Here is a 15075-nt window from a genome sequence, read left to right as displayed (position 1 = left end):
GCCTTAAGAGAAATTTTTAAACTACTCATGAAAAAAGTGAACAACATCGCAGTTCTTACCTCCGGCGGCGATGCCCCGGGGATGAACGCAGCCATCAGGGCGGTAGTAAGAACGGGAATTTATCATCATCTGAATGTGTTCGGCGTGATGTATGGCTACAAGGGGATGTTGACCGGCGAGATCTTTCCTATGGAATCCAAATCCGTTGCCAACATTATACAACGCGGCGGCACGGTTTTGAAAACAGCGCGTTGTAAGGAATTTTACGAAGCGGACGGCAGGAAAAAAGCTTATGAGAACCTGAAGAAATTCGGGATAGACGGGCTGGTGGTGATCGGCGGCGACGGCTCCTTCAAAGGGGCGCAGAAGTTCAGCCAGGAATTCGATATTCCCTGCATAGGCCTGCCCGGCACCATCGATAAAGACATTGCCGGCACCGACTTCACCATCGGGTTCGACACCGCGGTGAACACTGCCGTGGAAGCGATCGACAAGATCCGCGACACTGCGGATGCACACGACCGCCTTTTCATCATCGAAGTAATGGGGCGCGACGCCGGGTATATCGGCCTGCACAGCGGTATTGCCACCGGTGCGGAGCACATCCTCATCCCCGAGCGCAAAACCAATATCGATGATGTGATAGACGACCTCCAGGCCAACGAGCGCCGCCAGAAAATGGTGAACCTCATTGTAGTGGCCGAAGGCGACGAATTCGGCGGCGCCAACGAAGTAGCCCGCCACGTACAGGAAAGAATGCCCCAGCTGGACACGCGCGTGTGCATCCTCGGCCACATCCAGCGCGGAGGCTCTCCCACCACCATGGACCGCCTGCTGGCCAGCCGCATGGGCTACGCCGCAGTAGACGCGCTCATTGGCGGCACTTCCAACGTAATGATCGGTATCGTTAATAACAAAATACAGTATACTCCGCTCGACAAGGCCGTTAAAGCCAAACAAAAGATCGATCCGGAATGGTTTAAGATTGTCAAAATTCTTGCGAGTTAAATAAACGTCTATGAGTACAAAAGATCTGTCCAAATACTTTCACAAGGAAATGGATAACGATGCCGGTGCGGCGCATGCTAAGCAGAAGACCAAGATCGTAGCCACGGTTGGTCCTGCTTCTGATACCTATGAGAAGTTATTGGAACTCGTACGGGCCGGGGTGAACGTATTCCGCCTGAACTTTTCCCATGGCAGCCATGAAGACAAACTGCGGATCATCAACTATATCCGCCAGATCAATAAAACGGAACCTTACAACATCGCCATCCTGGCCGATCTGCAAGGCCCGAAACTGCGTGTAGGCGAGATCGAGAACAACGCCCTGCCGCTGAAAGCAGGAGATATCCTCACCTTTACCACCGAAAAATGCGTGGGCAACATGGAAAAGATCTATGTGTCTTACCATGACCTGCATAAAGACGTGCGCCCCGGCCAGAAGATCCTGCTTGACGACGGCAAGATCGAGACCGTGGTGAAAGAAGTGACGCCCGATCATCTCATCAAAGCAGAAGTGCTGCTCGGCGGCGTGCTTTCCTCCAAAAAAGGTTTCAACCTGCCTGATACCAAGGTTTCCCTGCCTGCACTCACCGTGAAGGACGAAGAGGACCTGGAATTCATTATTGACCAGGAGTGCGACTGGGTGGCGCTTTCCTTCGTGCGCAACGTAAAAGACCTCGGCCTGCTGCGTAAACGCCTGAAAGAGCGCAATTCCAAAATGAAGATCATTTCCAAGATCGAAAAACCGGAAGCGATCCAGAACCTGAAAGAGATCATCTGGGAAAGCGACGGCGTGATGATCGCCCGTGGCGACCTCGGCGTGGAGCTGCCGGTTGAGCAGGTGCCGATGATCCAGAAAGACATTATCCGCAAATGTATCCACCGCGCGAAGCCTGTGATTGTGGCTACGCAGATGATGGAATCCATGATAGACCGCACCCGCCCGAACCGCAGCGAGATCACTGACGTGGCCAACGCAGTGCTGGAAGGCGCTGACGCAGTGATGCTGAGCGGCGAAACCGCCACCGGCAACCATCCTGTACTGGTGATCCAGACCATGCGCAAGATCATCGGCGAAGTGGAAAAAGAAAGCATCATCTACAACCGCAACCTGATCCCTCACCGCCACTCCCCCACCTTCCTGAGCGACGCGCTTTGTTACAATGCGTGCAAGATCGCGGAAGACCTGGAGTCTGACGCGCTGATCGGGATGACGCAGAGCGGCTACACCGGCTTCATGCTGTCCAGCTACCGTCCTAAATCACCGCTGTTCATCTTCACCAAGGAAAAAACGCTGGTAAACCAGCTGAGCCTGAGTTGGGGCGTACGCGCCTTCTACTATGGCGAAGAAGAAAGCCTGGACGATATCATCTCCGACCAGATCAACATCCTCAAAGAGAGGGGCTTCCTGAAAGCAAACGATGTGGTGGTGAATACCGGCAGCACGCCTGTTAAGGAGCACCTGCCGACGAATATGCTGAAGATCACCAGGGTTCCGGAATAAGGAATGGATCATATTTTGCAAAAGCCGGCACCACATTGGCGCCGGCTTTTGTATTTTTAAATTCCGCAAATTTGTAGTGTGAATAAGGCAATTAATATACAATCCGTCTTCCCAAAGCATCTATTCTGGGGCGTTAAACTGGAGCAGTTAGACGCTGATAAAGATCAGGGTCTGATTATTCCGCGCGCCTTATATATGACTAACGAGAAATCCTTCGATGATGATATCGCCAGGTTAGAGATAATCTACAGCAGTGATGAAATCATAAAAAACCTCAAATCCACCAAAGAAAGGATCAGCAATCGTGTGCGAAATGGTGGCACTCCGGCATCACATTCCCCTCTTCCACCGATATTCCCGCAGATAAGGATGTCAGAAAACGACAATATTGATATAATGCCTCATAGCAAAAGCTGGATATCTGCCCGGATAAGCTGGAAAATGAAAGTGAAAGAATTGATGCGCAAAAGAGGCATCATCCCGCCATCGGCAAAACCTATAAACTAACCTTACTCAATCTATTGTTTCTTATACGTCCCCCCATACACCAATATCGCGATCAACGTAATCCCCAATCCTGCCAGGCAAACGCCTGTCCACCTCCCGATATCCCATACCCAGAGCCCGATGCCGGAACCAAGTGAAGTACCGATGAAACTAACGGTCATGAATACGGTGTTCATCCGGTTGCGCGCTTCGGGCAGCAGTGCATAGATGCGGGTTTGGTTGGACACGTGCACGCCCTGCAAGCCCAGGTCCAGCAGCACGATGCCAGCGATGATGCCGATGAGCGAATTGCGGAAGATCCAGAATATGATATAACCCGCCAGTATAAACGCAAGGCCATAACCAATCGCAATACGGGGATTCTTTTTATCCGCAATGCGCCCGACGAGCGGGGCGCCCAAAGCGCCTGCAGCCGCTGCAAGCCCCATTAAGCCGATTATATCGCTTCCGAAGTTATAAGGAGGGTTGGACAGCAGGAACACAGAAGTGGTCCAGAACAGCCCGAAAACGGCGAACCCGCAGGCATTGATCGCCGACGCCTCCCGCAGCAGAGGCTGTTCCTTTACCAGCGTGAGCAGCGAACGCATCAAAGCCCCGTAGCTGCCGGTGAATGCCGGTTTGCTTTTCGGGAAAGTAAGCAGCATGATGATCATCATCAGGAAAGACAATCCGCCCGCGATCCAGAACATGGCGCGCCAGCCAAGATGCTCTCCCACAAAGCCGCTCACCGTTCTTGACAATAAAATGCCGATCAGCAGCCCGCTCATGATCACACCTATCACCTTTCCCCTTTTCGATGGTTCCGTTAAAGCCGCGCTCAGCGGCAATATCAGTTGCGGAACAATGGAGGTGAACCCGATGATAAAACCCATCACCTTCAGCATGCCGATGTTTACAGACAAAGCCGCCGCTACCAGCGCCGATACCGCGAGGCCCGTCATCACCAGTATCTGTCCGCGCCGCTCCAGCTTATCGCCCAGCGGCACGCAAAACAGCAGTCCCAGCGCATAACCGATCTGCGTAAAAAAAGTAACCTGGCCCGCGTTGGATTCCGATACGTTGAATTCACGGCTGATGAGCACCAGCAAAGGCTGCGAGTAGTAGATATTGGCAACGATGAGACCCGTGCATAAGGCCATCACCGCGATGTTCAGCTTGCTTAAAGACATGTTCCCCTCCTGTTAAGGCTGCAAAGTTAACGGTTTTACGACAAGCATCCTCACGCTCAAAATTCCTTAACTTTATAACATGACGTTCAAAAGCATATACCCCTACACACAGGAAACCATTGCTGAATACCCGGCGCACACACAGGCGGAGATAGAGAAGAAAATGCAGTCCGGCTGGAAAGCTTTCGCCTCGCTCAGGCAGGAAAACCCGCAGCGCCGCTGTGAATGGATGCTGCAGGCCGCAGCGTTGCTGAAGAACAATGTGACGGAACATGCCACTATCATTTCGAAAGAAATGGGCAAAACACTGAAGGAAGCAAAGGCGGAAGTGCTGAAATGCGCCGCCACCGCAGAATATTACGCTGCCAATATAGAGCCGCTGCTGCAACCAAGGCTGATAGAATCCGATGGTAAAAAAAGCTACGCCGCGTTTGAGCCCAAAGGCATCGTGCTGGCCATTATGCCCTGGAACTTCCCGTACTGGCAGGTATTCCGGTTCGCCATCCCAAACCTGCTGGCCGGCAACGCCGCCATGCTGAAACATGCCAGCAATGTGAGCGGCTGCGGGCTGGCGATTGAAAAGCTGTTCCTGGAGGCAGGTTTCCCTGAAGGCGCTTTTCAAACCGTACTGGTATCGTCCAAAGAAATGGAACCGCTCATTGCAGACCAGCGCGTGCAGGGCGTAACCCTCACCGGCAGTACGCCCGCGGGCATGAGCGTAGCCGCACTGGCAGGCAAATACGTCAAAAAGACCGTGCTGGAACTGGGCGGCAGCGACCCGTTCATTGTGCTGAAAGATGCGAACCTGGCCGAAGCCGCGAAGGTGGCCGTAAAAGCCCGCATGCAGAATGCAGGTCAAAGCTGCATCGCCGCCAAACGCTGGATCGTGGAGCAAAGCATCGCGGAAGATTTCACGCAGCAGGTACAGTCCATCATCACCTCCCTCCGGCAGGGCGACCCTTTCCATCCCGATACAGATACCGGTCCCATGGCCCGGCCGGACCTTGCGGAAGAGCTTGCCCGGCAGATGGACCGCTCCGTAGAACAAGGCGCGCAGCTGCTGGCAGGCGGCGACCGGGACGGATGCAATTTCACACCCGCGCTGCTCACCGGCGTGAAGCCCGGCATGGCCGCCTTTGATGAAGAGACCTTCGGGCCACTGGCTGCCGTCATCACCGCGAACGACGAAGCATCCGCCATCCGCCTTGCGAACCAGACGCCCTTCGGCCTCGGCGCCGCCCTCTGGACGAAAGACACGGAAAAGGCCGCCCGCCTGGCTTCGCTCATAGAAAGCGGCAACGTGTTCATCAACGCCATGGTGCGCTCCGATGCAAGGCTTCCCTTCGGCGGCATCAAACAATCCGGCTACGGACGCGAACTGAGCGTGGAAGGCGTGCACGAATTCATGAACATCAAAACAGTGTATATCCAGTAGCTTCGGTCAACATAGTTGTCCATAACGGCGCTGCGTAGTTGTATTTCCGTTGATTTCCGTACACCCCCTATGTGATAATAGGGGTAATGCCTATCTTTGAACGTCTTATAAGAAGACAGAACCTGACTATATGCAATCCTGAAGTAACGGCTGACCATGGCGCAGAGAAACTGTGTTTCCACCACCTTATATTCCGGCTTGCGTTGACCTTAAGGAGCATAACCGCGCCTTGAGGAATTTTATTACTATACCGTTCCCCTTGCTGAGCGCATCTGAGAAGAGCCTGTGTAAATAAAGATCCTGAAATGTTCGAACCTACGACGTTATCCGTTATGGACAACCTGACTATCGCTGAAACAAGCGTGGATATAAGGGTAACAAAAAAACTGGACCTGGTGGTCCCTTGCTGCAACCCGCCTGAAGGCTGGGTAATGCAAATGGCAACAGATTACCGCGAGTTGCAGGAGCTGATGCCGGATACAGAGATCCGGCTCATCCTTGTAAACGACGGATCCGTGCGCAATGTAACGCCGCAGCACCTGCAGCAGCTGCAGGCATGCATACCTGCCGTGCGGATCATAGACCATCCCGTGAACCGCGGGAAAGGATATGCGGTACGTTTAGGCGTTGCCGTTGCAGACGCTCCTTATCTCGTCTGCACCGATTTCGACTTTCCTTTTGGCGTGGAAGCCGTGAAGCTCGCATACGAGCAACTGCTCTGCGGCTCCGATGTGGTGGCGGGCATCCGCGGCGACCAGTATGTAAAATTGCTGCCGCCTACGCGCAAGATCATTACTCGGGTGAACCGGCTCATGAACCGTTACCTGCTGCAACTGCCGGTAGACGATACCCAGGCAGGCCTGAAAGCTTTCAACAGCCGCGGCCGCTGCGAGTTCCTCGCCACGCATATCAACGGCTTTTTATACGACAGCGAATTCGTGCGCCGCGCCTGCCGCAACAAAGCGCTGAACGTGCGCACCATTCCCATCGTTTGCCGGCCCGGTATCTGTTTTTCCGAATTCAGGTCCGCCACGTTGTTGCGCGAATTTTTTAATTTCATGGGCATCCTGATCAAACGATGAGCAACAAAAAGATACTGATCAGCGTGGATGTGGAAGAGTTCGACATCCCGCAGGAATACGGGCAGGCCGTGCCTTTCGAGGAAAAGCTGGAAGTGAGCCGCCAGGGCGTGCTGAAAACCCTCGCGCTGTTCGATGAGCTGCAGGTAAGGGCAACGTTCTTCATCACCGCGCTGTGGGCAAGATATTATCCTGAACTCGTTCAGCGCATCGCTGAAAAACATGAGATCGCTTCACATGCTTTTTATCACGACCGTTTCTCAGAACACGACCTCTTGCATTCCCGCACAGAGCTGGAGCGCATCAGCCGCATGCCGGTGAAAGGCTTCCGCATGCCCAGGCTGCAACCCGTGTCTATGGATGCGCTGGCGCAGGCCGGTTACACTTACGACGCATCTCTGAACCCCACCTGGCTGCCCGGGCGTTACAACAACCGCCACCGCCCGCGCCATGTACATTTGCAGGAGAAGATGTGGATCATGCCGACCTCTGTTACACCCGGCTGGCGTATTCCCATATTCTGGCTGAGCCTGAAGAACATGCCGCTGTGGTTCACGCAGCATTGCACCGCGCGCATACTGAAAAAAGAGGATTATTTTTCGTTCTACTTCCACCCCTGGGAGCTTGAAGACATCGGCCAATACAAGCTGCCGCTGTATGTGAAAGGCGTTCGCGGCAAACGTTTATATGGCAAGATGCGCGCCTTCCTCAGCTGGCTGAAGGAACGCGGAACGTTTGTTTCCCATTCGGATTATTTGGCTGCTCAAACTCCGGAAGCCCGTTAAGGAGAAAGTTCATTGCGAGGAATCCCGTCATTGCGAGGAGCAGCAAGGGATTTGTGCGGGAGGGACGACGAAGCAATCTCTTTCATTGAATTTAATATATTCCAATACATTGAGGAGATTGCTTCGTCGCGTTTTCTGCAGCGCTGAATCTCTTGCTGCTCCTCGCAATGACGGGGCTTTCGCCATATTAACGCTTTTCAATTTTAATTTCCGGCGGATGCGCATAATCGCTCCAATATGCTTCGGCCTGTTCAGCCGTGAGGTCGCCGTCGAAAGTGATCACGCGGTATTGCTGATGGTATTGATTGCCGGGCTCCAGTTTCCAGGACTTGTCTTTGGTAGGGCTGAACTCGGCAAATACCTGACCCTGCTGGTCCTTCTCCGGCCAGATGCGCAGCGGCTGCGGCGCGTTGAAATTTTCCGGGGATGATAACACGAGGATGCCGCCTTTACCGCCCTTCAATTCACCGGCTACCTTGAACCAGCGGGCATGCGTCATGTCGCCGTCTTTGCGGGTCTTTCCTTCAGAGGTCAGTACCGCGCTGTTCTCATTATTCCATTCCTCCGCGCCTCTTATCGCAAAACCACCCCCATAGCGGTATTCCTTCAACACAATGGGCGATGCGGTGCCGCAGCTGAGCGTGGATTTGTAATCCCATATCTGCACATCCTGTGTGCCGCTGTATACGCTCACCTCCAGGTCTTCATTGATAGCTGTTTTATCGGGCACGCCTTTTCCCAGCACCACATGATCCTGCACCTGCAAAAAGCCGCCCCAGACCGGGCCGGATACGCTGTAGTTGCGGTTGCTTTCGAAATTGACCCGCACGGTGCCGGATAGTTTTTTCAGGTTCCAGAAATCAACGGTCTGGCCTTCAAACTCCGTATCGGTCCAGGGGTTCCAGATGCCGTAGTGGTGATAATGATCTTTGGGCTGGATATTGGTGAGCACTTTTCCACCCGGTGTATATGCGGGATGAATGAAACCGCCTCTTCTGAACGCAGTGTCCACACCGGGCAGCACGTCTTTTACCGCCGCCTGGTAGAACAGTACAGGCTTCCGGCCGCGCTTCACGGTAAAACCATCCGCCGAATTATCGACCGTCACTGCGTCGTCTGCGTTCACCGGGGCGGCGTCTTTACCGTTCTTAAACAGCTCAAACACGCGTCGTTGTCCTGCCGGCAGATCACTGCCCAGCGGCCATACGAACCGGCCGTTGCTGACCTGCAGGGCCACCGGAGTTTTCGTTTTTCCTTCTACCTGGTACAACTGGTAAACAGCGCCCTTTTCAGCTTCGGCAGTAATCGAAATAATGGTATTATGTCGGGTGTATTTGCCGGCTTTCACCGTGTAACGGGCCAGCAGCTGGGCATTGGCGGTCATCGCGAAAAATATAAGCATGATAAGACAGGCACAACGTGGGTATTGCATATGGATTGATTGTAATGAAGGATTAAAATAGTCATTCCCCGGCATTTATGCAATAAGCGCGGAAATAGCTTAAATTCGTAACAGTTACGCCACCCCAAAAACACCCCAGACATGAAAACGGACAAACTGATCGTTTCCAACCGCGCCGCATTGGAAGAAAAATACGGCAGCAAACACACTTCCATCTTAAAAGACCTGGCAGCCATCAAAGCGGCGGATAAAAAACGCGGGCTGCACAGCGAAGTGATCTTCCTCGACGACGACGCTGCCATGAAAAAATACAAAGCTCCCGCAGTGAAAAGCCCCGGCAACGCAAAGCAGAACAAAGCCGCGATAGACGGGCTGTTCAGGCATTTCCAGCCGGATTATTTAATGATAGCGGGGGCACAGGACGTAGTGCCTTTCCTGCCGCTACAGAACCTCCTTTTCGGGGAAGATGATGAGGATAAGCTGATCCCCAGCGACCTGCCTTATGCCTGCGAAACCGCTTACAGCGCCAATCCCGGCAAGTTCATTTCGCCCACCCGCGTGGTGGGCCGCCTGCCGGATGTGCCCGGCGGCAAAGACCCAGCTTATTTTCATTCCCTCGTGCAAGACGTCACCGGCAACAAACCCGGCCGGCAGCGGGACTACCGGAAATATTTCAGCATCAGTGTGTTCGACTGGCGGCTGTCTACCGGCGAAAGCCTGCACAATATCTTTGGCGACAATGCCGCGCTGCAGCTCTCACCCGTTCTCGGCCCCGAATGGACCAATGCCCAGCTGAAAGCCAAAACGCATTTCATCAACTGCCATGGCGCACTGGAAGACCCGAGTTATTACGGCCAGAAGGGCAAAAAATTCCCCGAAGCCCTGCGTTCCTCCCTTATCGCCAAAAAGATCAGCAAAGGGGCTATTGTGGCCGCCGAGTGCTGTTACGGCGCCCAGCTCTACAATCCGTCGCTGACGGAGGCCGGGCACCTGAGCATTGCGAATAATTACCTGCTGAACCATGCCATTGCTTTTGCCGGCAGCTCCACCATTGCCTATGGTCCGGCTAAAGGCCAGGGCCTGGCGGACCTTTTAACACAGTATTTCCTGATCAACACCATCAAAGGCGCATCCACCGGCCGCGCTTTCCTGGAGGCCCGCCAGCGTTTCCTGGACGAGATGGGGCCCTCGCTGGACCCGTTTGAGCTGAAAACCCTGGCGCAGTTTTACCTGCTCGGCGATCCGTCGCTGGTGGCTGTTTCGATGCCCCCGCGCGACCTCCGCCGGAACCGCCGGGATGGTATGATAGCCAAAGGCGTAGCGCTTTCCGCTTTTATCTCTGTGCCCAAACCGGTGAAAGAAAAGAAGGAGGATACAGCTGTAGCGGCCTTCCTGAAAAGCCGGAAAATGCCGCCCAGGCTCCATAAGCAGGTGTTCGTCAACGAAGCAAAACCTTCGCCGCTCACCCGCGGCATGAAATCGTTTACCGCGCCGGTGAAATTTCATGTATATTCGGCCAGCACCGTTCACGGGAAGTTCAAAAGCACCAAAGTGCTCGTGGTAAAGGAAAGGAACGGCGAAATACTCGGACACCGCGAATATGTCAGGCGATAGGAAAAATAAAACACTCACCATAAAGGGCCGGCTGGTCCTGAAAACCTTTGCAAGAACCACCAAAAGCGAGAGCCTGGGCGTGTATATTGAAACAGAAGACGGAAGTTTCCTGATCCGCCCTGCCGGCGGCAATCCCTTTGCAGATAACCCTTTGGCGAAACTGGCCGGAAAATACATAGAAGCCACGGGCCGCAAGAGCGATTATGTGTTCTTCGCGCGCAGCTGGCATGAGGTTCCCGAGCCCGGGAACTGATTGTTAACACCCAACTAATCCTGTTATTTCCACCCGTAACATTGGCCACCACTGCGGCTTGGAAGCGTCGTAACTTTAAGACAACTAATCTGTCGCGCTATGATCCGCCATTCTATCATCCGGCAGGCTGTTGTTGCTTTAGCAGTATTACTGCTATGTATTCCCCTGCAATCCAGCAGCCAGCACGTGAACAAAATCATGCAGCAGAAAACCGCTGCCCTCCTCGGAACTTATTACGTTTCCTTCAAGCAAGAAAATGCCGTGCTACGCTATATCCTGCATATAGACAGCACGCGCGGCATGTTCTTTTACGGGAGGCTGGAGAACGACCAGCGTTATCATCCCAAATGGAAGGACTTTTGCCACATCAAAGGCATGCTGGCGCCGGGTAAAAATCACGACTTCATCATGAAGCCCGACCTGCGCAGCAACATGCCGTACAACATCGTATGCCGCCCGCATGAATGGGTGCTCAACAACAAAGTGTATTTCAGGTTCAGGGAAGAGAATATCATCAGCGGTTACATGGTGGTGACCAACGACTTCAATGCGCCGCCATTCAGTTTTTCAGGCATGAAACAGGAACCTGAGAACCTGACGGCCAGCGCTGATGCGGGTATCCCGAAACTGAAGTAAAGCAGGTCTGCTTTTCCAGATGTATTCCCGGCAACGGGAAGCGGGGAAACTATGATCTGTATGAAAAAAGTATGGGTCCGGCCTGGCGGCTGAACCCATACTTTCATTCTCTGTGAAAAAGTTCTAAAAAGCCCGGTGCAGTTCTGCGCCGGTACCATTCCTATCCGCATAAATGATCTCGCCATTACGGATCTTAACGCCGTCTGCAACGTCTTCAGCCAGCAGCAGCGGACCATCCATGTCCGTATAATCGAGGTAAGGAAGAAGATGCGCTACTGCGGAAGTGCCAACGGTGCTTTCGTTCATGCTGCCCGTCATCACTTTCATGCCCAGTTTTTTCGCCTCCATGATCATCCGGCGCGCAGGCGTGATGCCGCCGCATTTGGTGAGCTTGATGTTGATGCCGTGGAAATGGCCATAGCATTGCTGTACATCGCTTTCCACGATGCAGCTTTCATCTGCAATAATTGGCAGTGCTGCATCAGCGTATACTTTGCGCATGCCTTCCCAGTCTGCCGCGGGCATTGGCTGCTCAATGAATTCAACGCCCAGCTCACGGAAGGCTTTGGCGTTATGCAACGTTTCGTCGACGCCCCATGCGCAGTTGGCATCCACGCGAAACACCGCGCTGGTATGCTTCCGCAGCTCCGTGATGATGGTAATATCTTCTTTCGTTCCCAGTTTGATCTTGTAGATCGGCCAGGGAAATTCCTGTAATTTCTTCACCATGTTCTCCACCGTGTCTATGCCGATGGTGTAGTCCGTCATCGGGTTATGCGACGGATCAAGGTTCCAGACCTCGTATAATTTTTTACCCTGTTGTTTGGCATACAGGTCGTGTGCGGCGAGGTCCAGCGCGCAAAGCGCGAACATGTTGCCGGCGAGGCGCGGGTTCATCGCCTCCCAGAAAGCTTCAGGCGTGTCCAGATGATATGCTTCAATAAAAGGCCGGTGTTCGTTGATGGCGGCCACCAGGCCGGGAACGGTGATGTTGTAATATGCATTATCCGCCGTTTCGCCCAGGCCGCTGAGCCCGTCCTGCTTCAACTCTGCTACCAGCAGCGGTTGCACGTCCTTGCTTTTTCTCGATATCGTAAAAGTATGCCTGAATCTCAGCTCGAAGGGATACAGTGTTAGCTCCATAGAATAAATATACTGCGGGTTTATGGCATTTCCTACCGGCGCAAAGGCAGGAGCAAATGCGGGAATATCTTTGCATATGTACAGGTGTGGAATACAATGAACGCTATGCGCTACGCCTGTTTCTTTACCGGCCGCTTTCTTTCACCATGGCCAGTATCTTGCCGTTCAGAAGCCGCGCGCCGCAAAGCGCTTCAAGGGTAACGGGCATGCGGTAACGCCAGTACCAGGGCGTAATAGCAGGTACATTGATGCGCTCTTCGGCGGGAGAACGATGTGGCAGCGAGCCATCCAGCGACAGCCAGTCCTGCAATTGCAGGATGCACCACATGGCGGGCGCCTGGAGGTGCAGGCGCACGATCTCTTCTTCCCTGCCCGGCGCATATTCGCGCAGCGTACTCATATCGTGCGTGGAAGGTGTTACGACGGAAAGGTAAGGCGCCTGGGCCGGCGTTTGGCCGGGTTGTTTGGGCATAGGCAATACTTCGAGGCTAAGGATGCCCAGCCGCTGCATTACGCCGGGCACGCAGTGGGGCACCATGCCCAGGTCTTCGCCGCACACGAGCATATCTGTGGCGGATTGCAGCACGGGCAGTTTGCGCAGCGCTTCTTTTTCCCACAGTTCGTCGTGGCGGTGATAAAAGAAATGTGTGTACAGTTCCTGCAATGCTTCCTGCACGGGCTGTTCCAGCGCGAGAAATGAATCCGTTCCCTGCAGGCCGAAGCGCGGATGGAATTCCCCCGGCGTGGGTTCCAAAAAAATAACGTTGGCAATGAGGTCGTACAGGCCCTGGCGGATAACAGGGTCTTCTTCCGCAATGCCTGCCTGGTGGCGGTATGCGTTTGTCAGGCGGTAATAGCCGTGGCAGGCGGGTTCCAGGTAAATGGATTTTATTTTAACGGCCTCATCGCTGAAAATGCGGTACAGCACAGCGTCTGTGATATACGGTTCACAGAAACGTTCGCGCGCGAAAGGAACGCCCCAGTCGAACAATTCCTGTTCGGAAAAGGGTTTCGCGGGATGGAAATAGCCGAGTATGCCTTCCCTGGTATGGTACGGGATCTGCCAGAGCCGGAAAAATCCCAGCACGTGATCGATCCTGAAAGCGGAAAAATATTGCGCCATATGCCGCAGCCGCCGTTTCCACCAGGCATAACCGGTTGCTTCCATTTCGGGCCAGTTGTAGGCCGGGAAGCCCCAGTTCTGGCCTTTCGCCGCAAATTCATCCGGCGGCGCGCCAGCCTGTACGCTGGTATCGAACAGCTTGGGCATGGCGGATACATCAGCGCTGTGCAAATACATCCCCACCGGCAGATCACCTTTGACCGCGACGCCTTTGCCGTGCGCATAAGCCACGGCCTCGCTGAGCTGGAGATGCAGATGGTATTGCACGAAATAATAAAATCCCGCATCGCTGCTTCCATCGCGCTTGCAGCAAAAGCTGGCGTAAGATTCAAGCCAGTAAAGATTTTCCTTCACCCAATCTTCGTATGCACCGCCTGGCCGGAAACTACGATAGAACGTTTGCAACGCCTGCATCTTGAACGTGACCGTTGCCATGTAATCCATATCAGGCAAGGCATTGAGCGTTGCCTGCATGGCTGTGTAACCTTCTGCGATGCCGAGCGACGGCAGGTGTATGTACATGGGGTGAAGCGCAAATGCTGAGATGGCGGCGTAGGGATAGGAATCTTTCCAGCTGTGCTGCGCCATGGTATCGTTCACCGGCAGCAGCTGGATCATGCTTTGTCCTGTAGAAGCCGCCCAATCCGCCAGCAGCCGCAGGTCTGCAAATTCACCGCAACCTAATCCTTTTTCCGAACGAAGCGAAAATACAGGAACCGCAACGCCTGCGCCTTTCCAGAGCGGGTGACTGAACCGCGCATAACCATCATCCACCACGCAAGGCCCTGATGAAAGGAAAGAGCGGTTCTCCCCTGCTTCATATTCAACACCGTCCAGCAGGTATTTGTATTCCAGGGAAACACCCGGCGGGATGTTCACATTCGCGGCAAAGCGGCCGTCTTCCCGCGCCTGCATCTTCACCGCTGAGGCGACATTCCAGTTGCCCAACACATCAATATTCCCCGTCAGCAACAGCTCCCGTCCCGCTTCCAGCTGCGGCGCGCTCACCTGGAAATAATGCGATGCCCCGCGCGGAACCGGCGAAGCCGGGTGATGAAAATACACATCGCGGAAAGGCGCTTTCATGAGGCAGTCCGCCACGCGCCCCGGTTGCCGCCACTCATCGCGGATGGTCAGTTCCTGTTCATCTATATGAAAAGTAATGCAGCGCATGGATTGTTCCACCACTTGCCAGCCATGCGTGAGAATGTAGCGGTAGCGCAGCTCCGGGAGATCCCATTCCAGCTCCGCCGTCCAGTGATCATGATCGTGCCAGGCCATGGGCAGCACGCTGCCATTGTCGAGGGCGAGAGAAAGTTGTTGGCCCCAGGAAGTAGAATACCGGACGAAAAAGCGCAGCGTCATAAACCGGAAATTACGAAAAAACAGGCCAACTCTTTTTACCCGCTTCCTTCACCCC

General features: G+C 54.0%; 13 protein-coding genes. 9 read left to right on the top strand and 4 right to left on the bottom strand.

Features of this window, described 5'->3' with window-relative positions; all coding sequences use genetic code 11:
• Nucleotides 1-27 precede the first annotated feature (27 nt).
• From pfkA to R3I13_RS21500, 3 genes are all read left to right on the top strand, one after another.
• The gene (gene pfkA, locus R3I13_RS21510; RefSeq protein WP_120515645.1) at nt 28-1008 is read left to right on the top strand and encodes a 6-phosphofructokinase; all 981 of its coding nucleotides are present in this window, start codon (nt 28-30) and stop codon (nt 1006-1008) included.
• A 10-nt stretch (nt 1009-1018) separates the two neighbouring features.
• Complete coding sequence (gene pyk, locus R3I13_RS21505; protein ID WP_346320036.1) at nt 1019-2509, top strand: pyruvate kinase; 1491 nt, start codon at nt 1019-1021, stop codon at nt 2507-2509.
• Between the two features lie 78 nt (nt 2510-2587).
• Entirely contained in the window at nt 2588-3016 is a 429-nt protein-coding gene (locus R3I13_RS21500; protein ID WP_346320035.1) for a hypothetical protein, read from the top strand.
• A gap of 11 nt (nt 3017-3027) precedes the next feature.
• On the opposite strand, the gene R3I13_RS21495 is transcribed toward R3I13_RS21500, so the two are convergent.
• A complete protein-coding gene (locus tag R3I13_RS21495; protein ID WP_346320034.1) occupies nt 3028-4185 on the bottom strand; it encodes an MFS transporter in 1158 nt (385 codons plus the stop codon).
• 79 nt (nt 4186-4264) lie between these two features.
• Here R3I13_RS21495 and R3I13_RS21490 point away from each other — a divergent pair, with 79 nt between their 5' ends.
• The 3 genes from R3I13_RS21490 (at nt 4265) to R3I13_RS21480 (ending at nt 7484) form a co-directional block, all read left to right on the top strand.
• Nucleotides 4265-5620: an NAD-dependent succinate-semialdehyde dehydrogenase gene (locus tag R3I13_RS21490; protein WP_346320033.1), complete on the top strand. Its 1356-nt coding sequence runs from the start codon at nt 4265-4267 to the stop codon at nt 5618-5620.
• Between the two features lie 305 nt (nt 5621-5925).
• A complete protein-coding gene (locus R3I13_RS21485; RefSeq protein WP_346320032.1) occupies nt 5926-6702 on the top strand; it encodes a glycosyltransferase in 777 nt (258 codons plus the stop codon).
• Nucleotides 6699-7484 carry a polysaccharide deacetylase family protein gene (locus R3I13_RS21480; RefSeq protein WP_346320031.1) on the top strand — a complete coding sequence of 262 codons (786 nt, stop codon included), beginning with the start codon at nt 6699-6701 and terminating at the stop codon, nt 7482-7484. The genes R3I13_RS21485 and R3I13_RS21480 overlap by 4 nt, the downstream gene beginning before the upstream one ends.
• 187 nt (nt 7485-7671) lie before the next feature.
• Here the strand turns inward: R3I13_RS21480 and R3I13_RS21475 are convergent, their stop codons facing one another.
• Nucleotides 7672-8886, bottom strand: coding sequence for a PmoA family protein (locus R3I13_RS21475; RefSeq protein WP_346320030.1), 1215 nt, complete (start codon nt 8884-8886; stop codon nt 7672-7674).
• Between the two features lie 141 nt (nt 8887-9027).
• On the opposite strand from R3I13_RS21475, the gene R3I13_RS21470 reads away from it, so the two are divergent.
• The 3 genes from R3I13_RS21470 to R3I13_RS21460 all read left to right on the top strand — a co-directional run bounded on the left by R3I13_RS21470 (nt 9028) and on the right by R3I13_RS21460 (nt 11389).
• On the top strand, nt 9028-10500 hold the full coding sequence (locus R3I13_RS21470; RefSeq protein WP_346320029.1) for a hypothetical protein: 1473 nt from the start codon (nt 9028-9030) through the stop codon (nt 10498-10500).
• Nucleotides 10487-10753 carry a hypothetical protein gene (locus R3I13_RS21465; protein WP_346320028.1) on the top strand — a complete coding sequence of 89 codons (267 nt, stop codon included), beginning with the start codon at nt 10487-10489 and terminating at the stop codon, nt 10751-10753. Before R3I13_RS21470 ends, R3I13_RS21465 begins: the two co-directional genes overlap by 14 nt.
• Before the next feature lie 99 nt (nt 10754-10852).
• Nucleotides 10853-11389 (top strand): hypothetical protein, encoded by a 537-nt coding sequence (locus tag R3I13_RS21460; protein ID WP_346320027.1) that lies wholly within the window; start codon nt 10853-10855, stop codon nt 11387-11389.
• Nucleotides 11390-11512: 123 nt separating this feature from the next.
• Here R3I13_RS21460 and R3I13_RS21455 read toward each other — a convergent pair whose 3' ends face one another.
• Together R3I13_RS21455 and R3I13_RS21450 are read right to left on the bottom strand one after the other, a co-directional pair.
• On the bottom strand, nt 11513-12532 hold the full coding sequence (locus R3I13_RS21455) for a dipeptide epimerase (protein WP_346320026.1): 1020 nt from the start codon (nt 12530-12532) through the stop codon (nt 11513-11515).
• A 124-nt stretch (nt 12533-12656) separates the two neighbouring features.
• Complete coding sequence (locus R3I13_RS21450; RefSeq protein WP_346320025.1) at nt 12657-15020, bottom strand: 4-alpha-glucanotransferase; 2364 nt, start codon at nt 15018-15020, stop codon at nt 12657-12659.
• Between the last annotated feature and the right edge of the window lie 55 nt (nt 15021-15075).

Origin of the sequence: Chitinophaga sp. YIM B06452 (assembly GCF_039655965.1) — a bacterium.
Classification (GTDB): Bacteria; Bacteroidota; Bacteroidia; order Chitinophagales; family Chitinophagaceae; genus Chitinophaga.
The sequence above is the reverse complement of the archived record's forward strand: the minus strand, read 5'-3'. Positions and strand labels throughout refer to the sequence as shown.

What these genes read in the sequence shown, in the direction of transcription:
- pfkA (WP_120515645.1), top strand. Translation starts at nt 28, where the DNA reads ATGAAAAAAGTGAACAACATCGCAGTTCTTACCTCCGGCGGCGATGCC.
- pyk (WP_346320036.1), top strand. Translation starts at nt 1,019, where the DNA reads ATGAGTACAAAAGATCTGTCCAAATACTTTCACAAGGAAATGGATAAC.
- R3I13_RS21495 (WP_346320034.1), bottom strand. Translation starts at nt 4,185, where the DNA reads ATGTCTTTAAGCAAGCTGAACATCGCGGTGATGGCCTTATGCACGGGT.
- R3I13_RS21490 (WP_346320033.1), top strand. Translation starts at nt 4,265, where the DNA reads ATGACGTTCAAAAGCATATACCCCTACACACAGGAAACCATTGCTGAA.
- R3I13_RS21485 (WP_346320032.1), top strand. Translation starts at nt 5,926, where the DNA reads ATGTTCGAACCTACGACGTTATCCGTTATGGACAACCTGACTATCGCT.
- R3I13_RS21480 (WP_346320031.1), top strand. Translation starts at nt 6,699, where the DNA reads ATGAGCAACAAAAAGATACTGATCAGCGTGGATGTGGAAGAGTTCGAC.
- R3I13_RS21475 (WP_346320030.1), bottom strand. Translation starts at nt 8,886, where the DNA reads ATGCTTATATTTTTCGCGATGACCGCCAATGCCCAGCTGCTGGCCCGT.
- R3I13_RS21470 (WP_346320029.1), top strand. Translation starts at nt 9,028, where the DNA reads ATGAAAACGGACAAACTGATCGTTTCCAACCGCGCCGCATTGGAAGAA.
- R3I13_RS21465 (WP_346320028.1), top strand. Translation starts at nt 10,487, where the DNA reads ATGTCAGGCGATAGGAAAAATAAAACACTCACCATAAAGGGCCGGCTG.
- R3I13_RS21460 (WP_346320027.1), top strand. Translation starts at nt 10,853, where the DNA reads ATGATCCGCCATTCTATCATCCGGCAGGCTGTTGTTGCTTTAGCAGTA.
- R3I13_RS21455 (WP_346320026.1), bottom strand. Translation starts at nt 12,532, where the DNA reads ATGGAGCTAACACTGTATCCCTTCGAGCTGAGATTCAGGCATACTTTT.
- R3I13_RS21450 (WP_346320025.1), bottom strand. Translation starts at nt 15,020, where the DNA reads ATGACGCTGCGCTTTTTCGTCCGGTATTCTACTTCCTGGGGCCAACAA.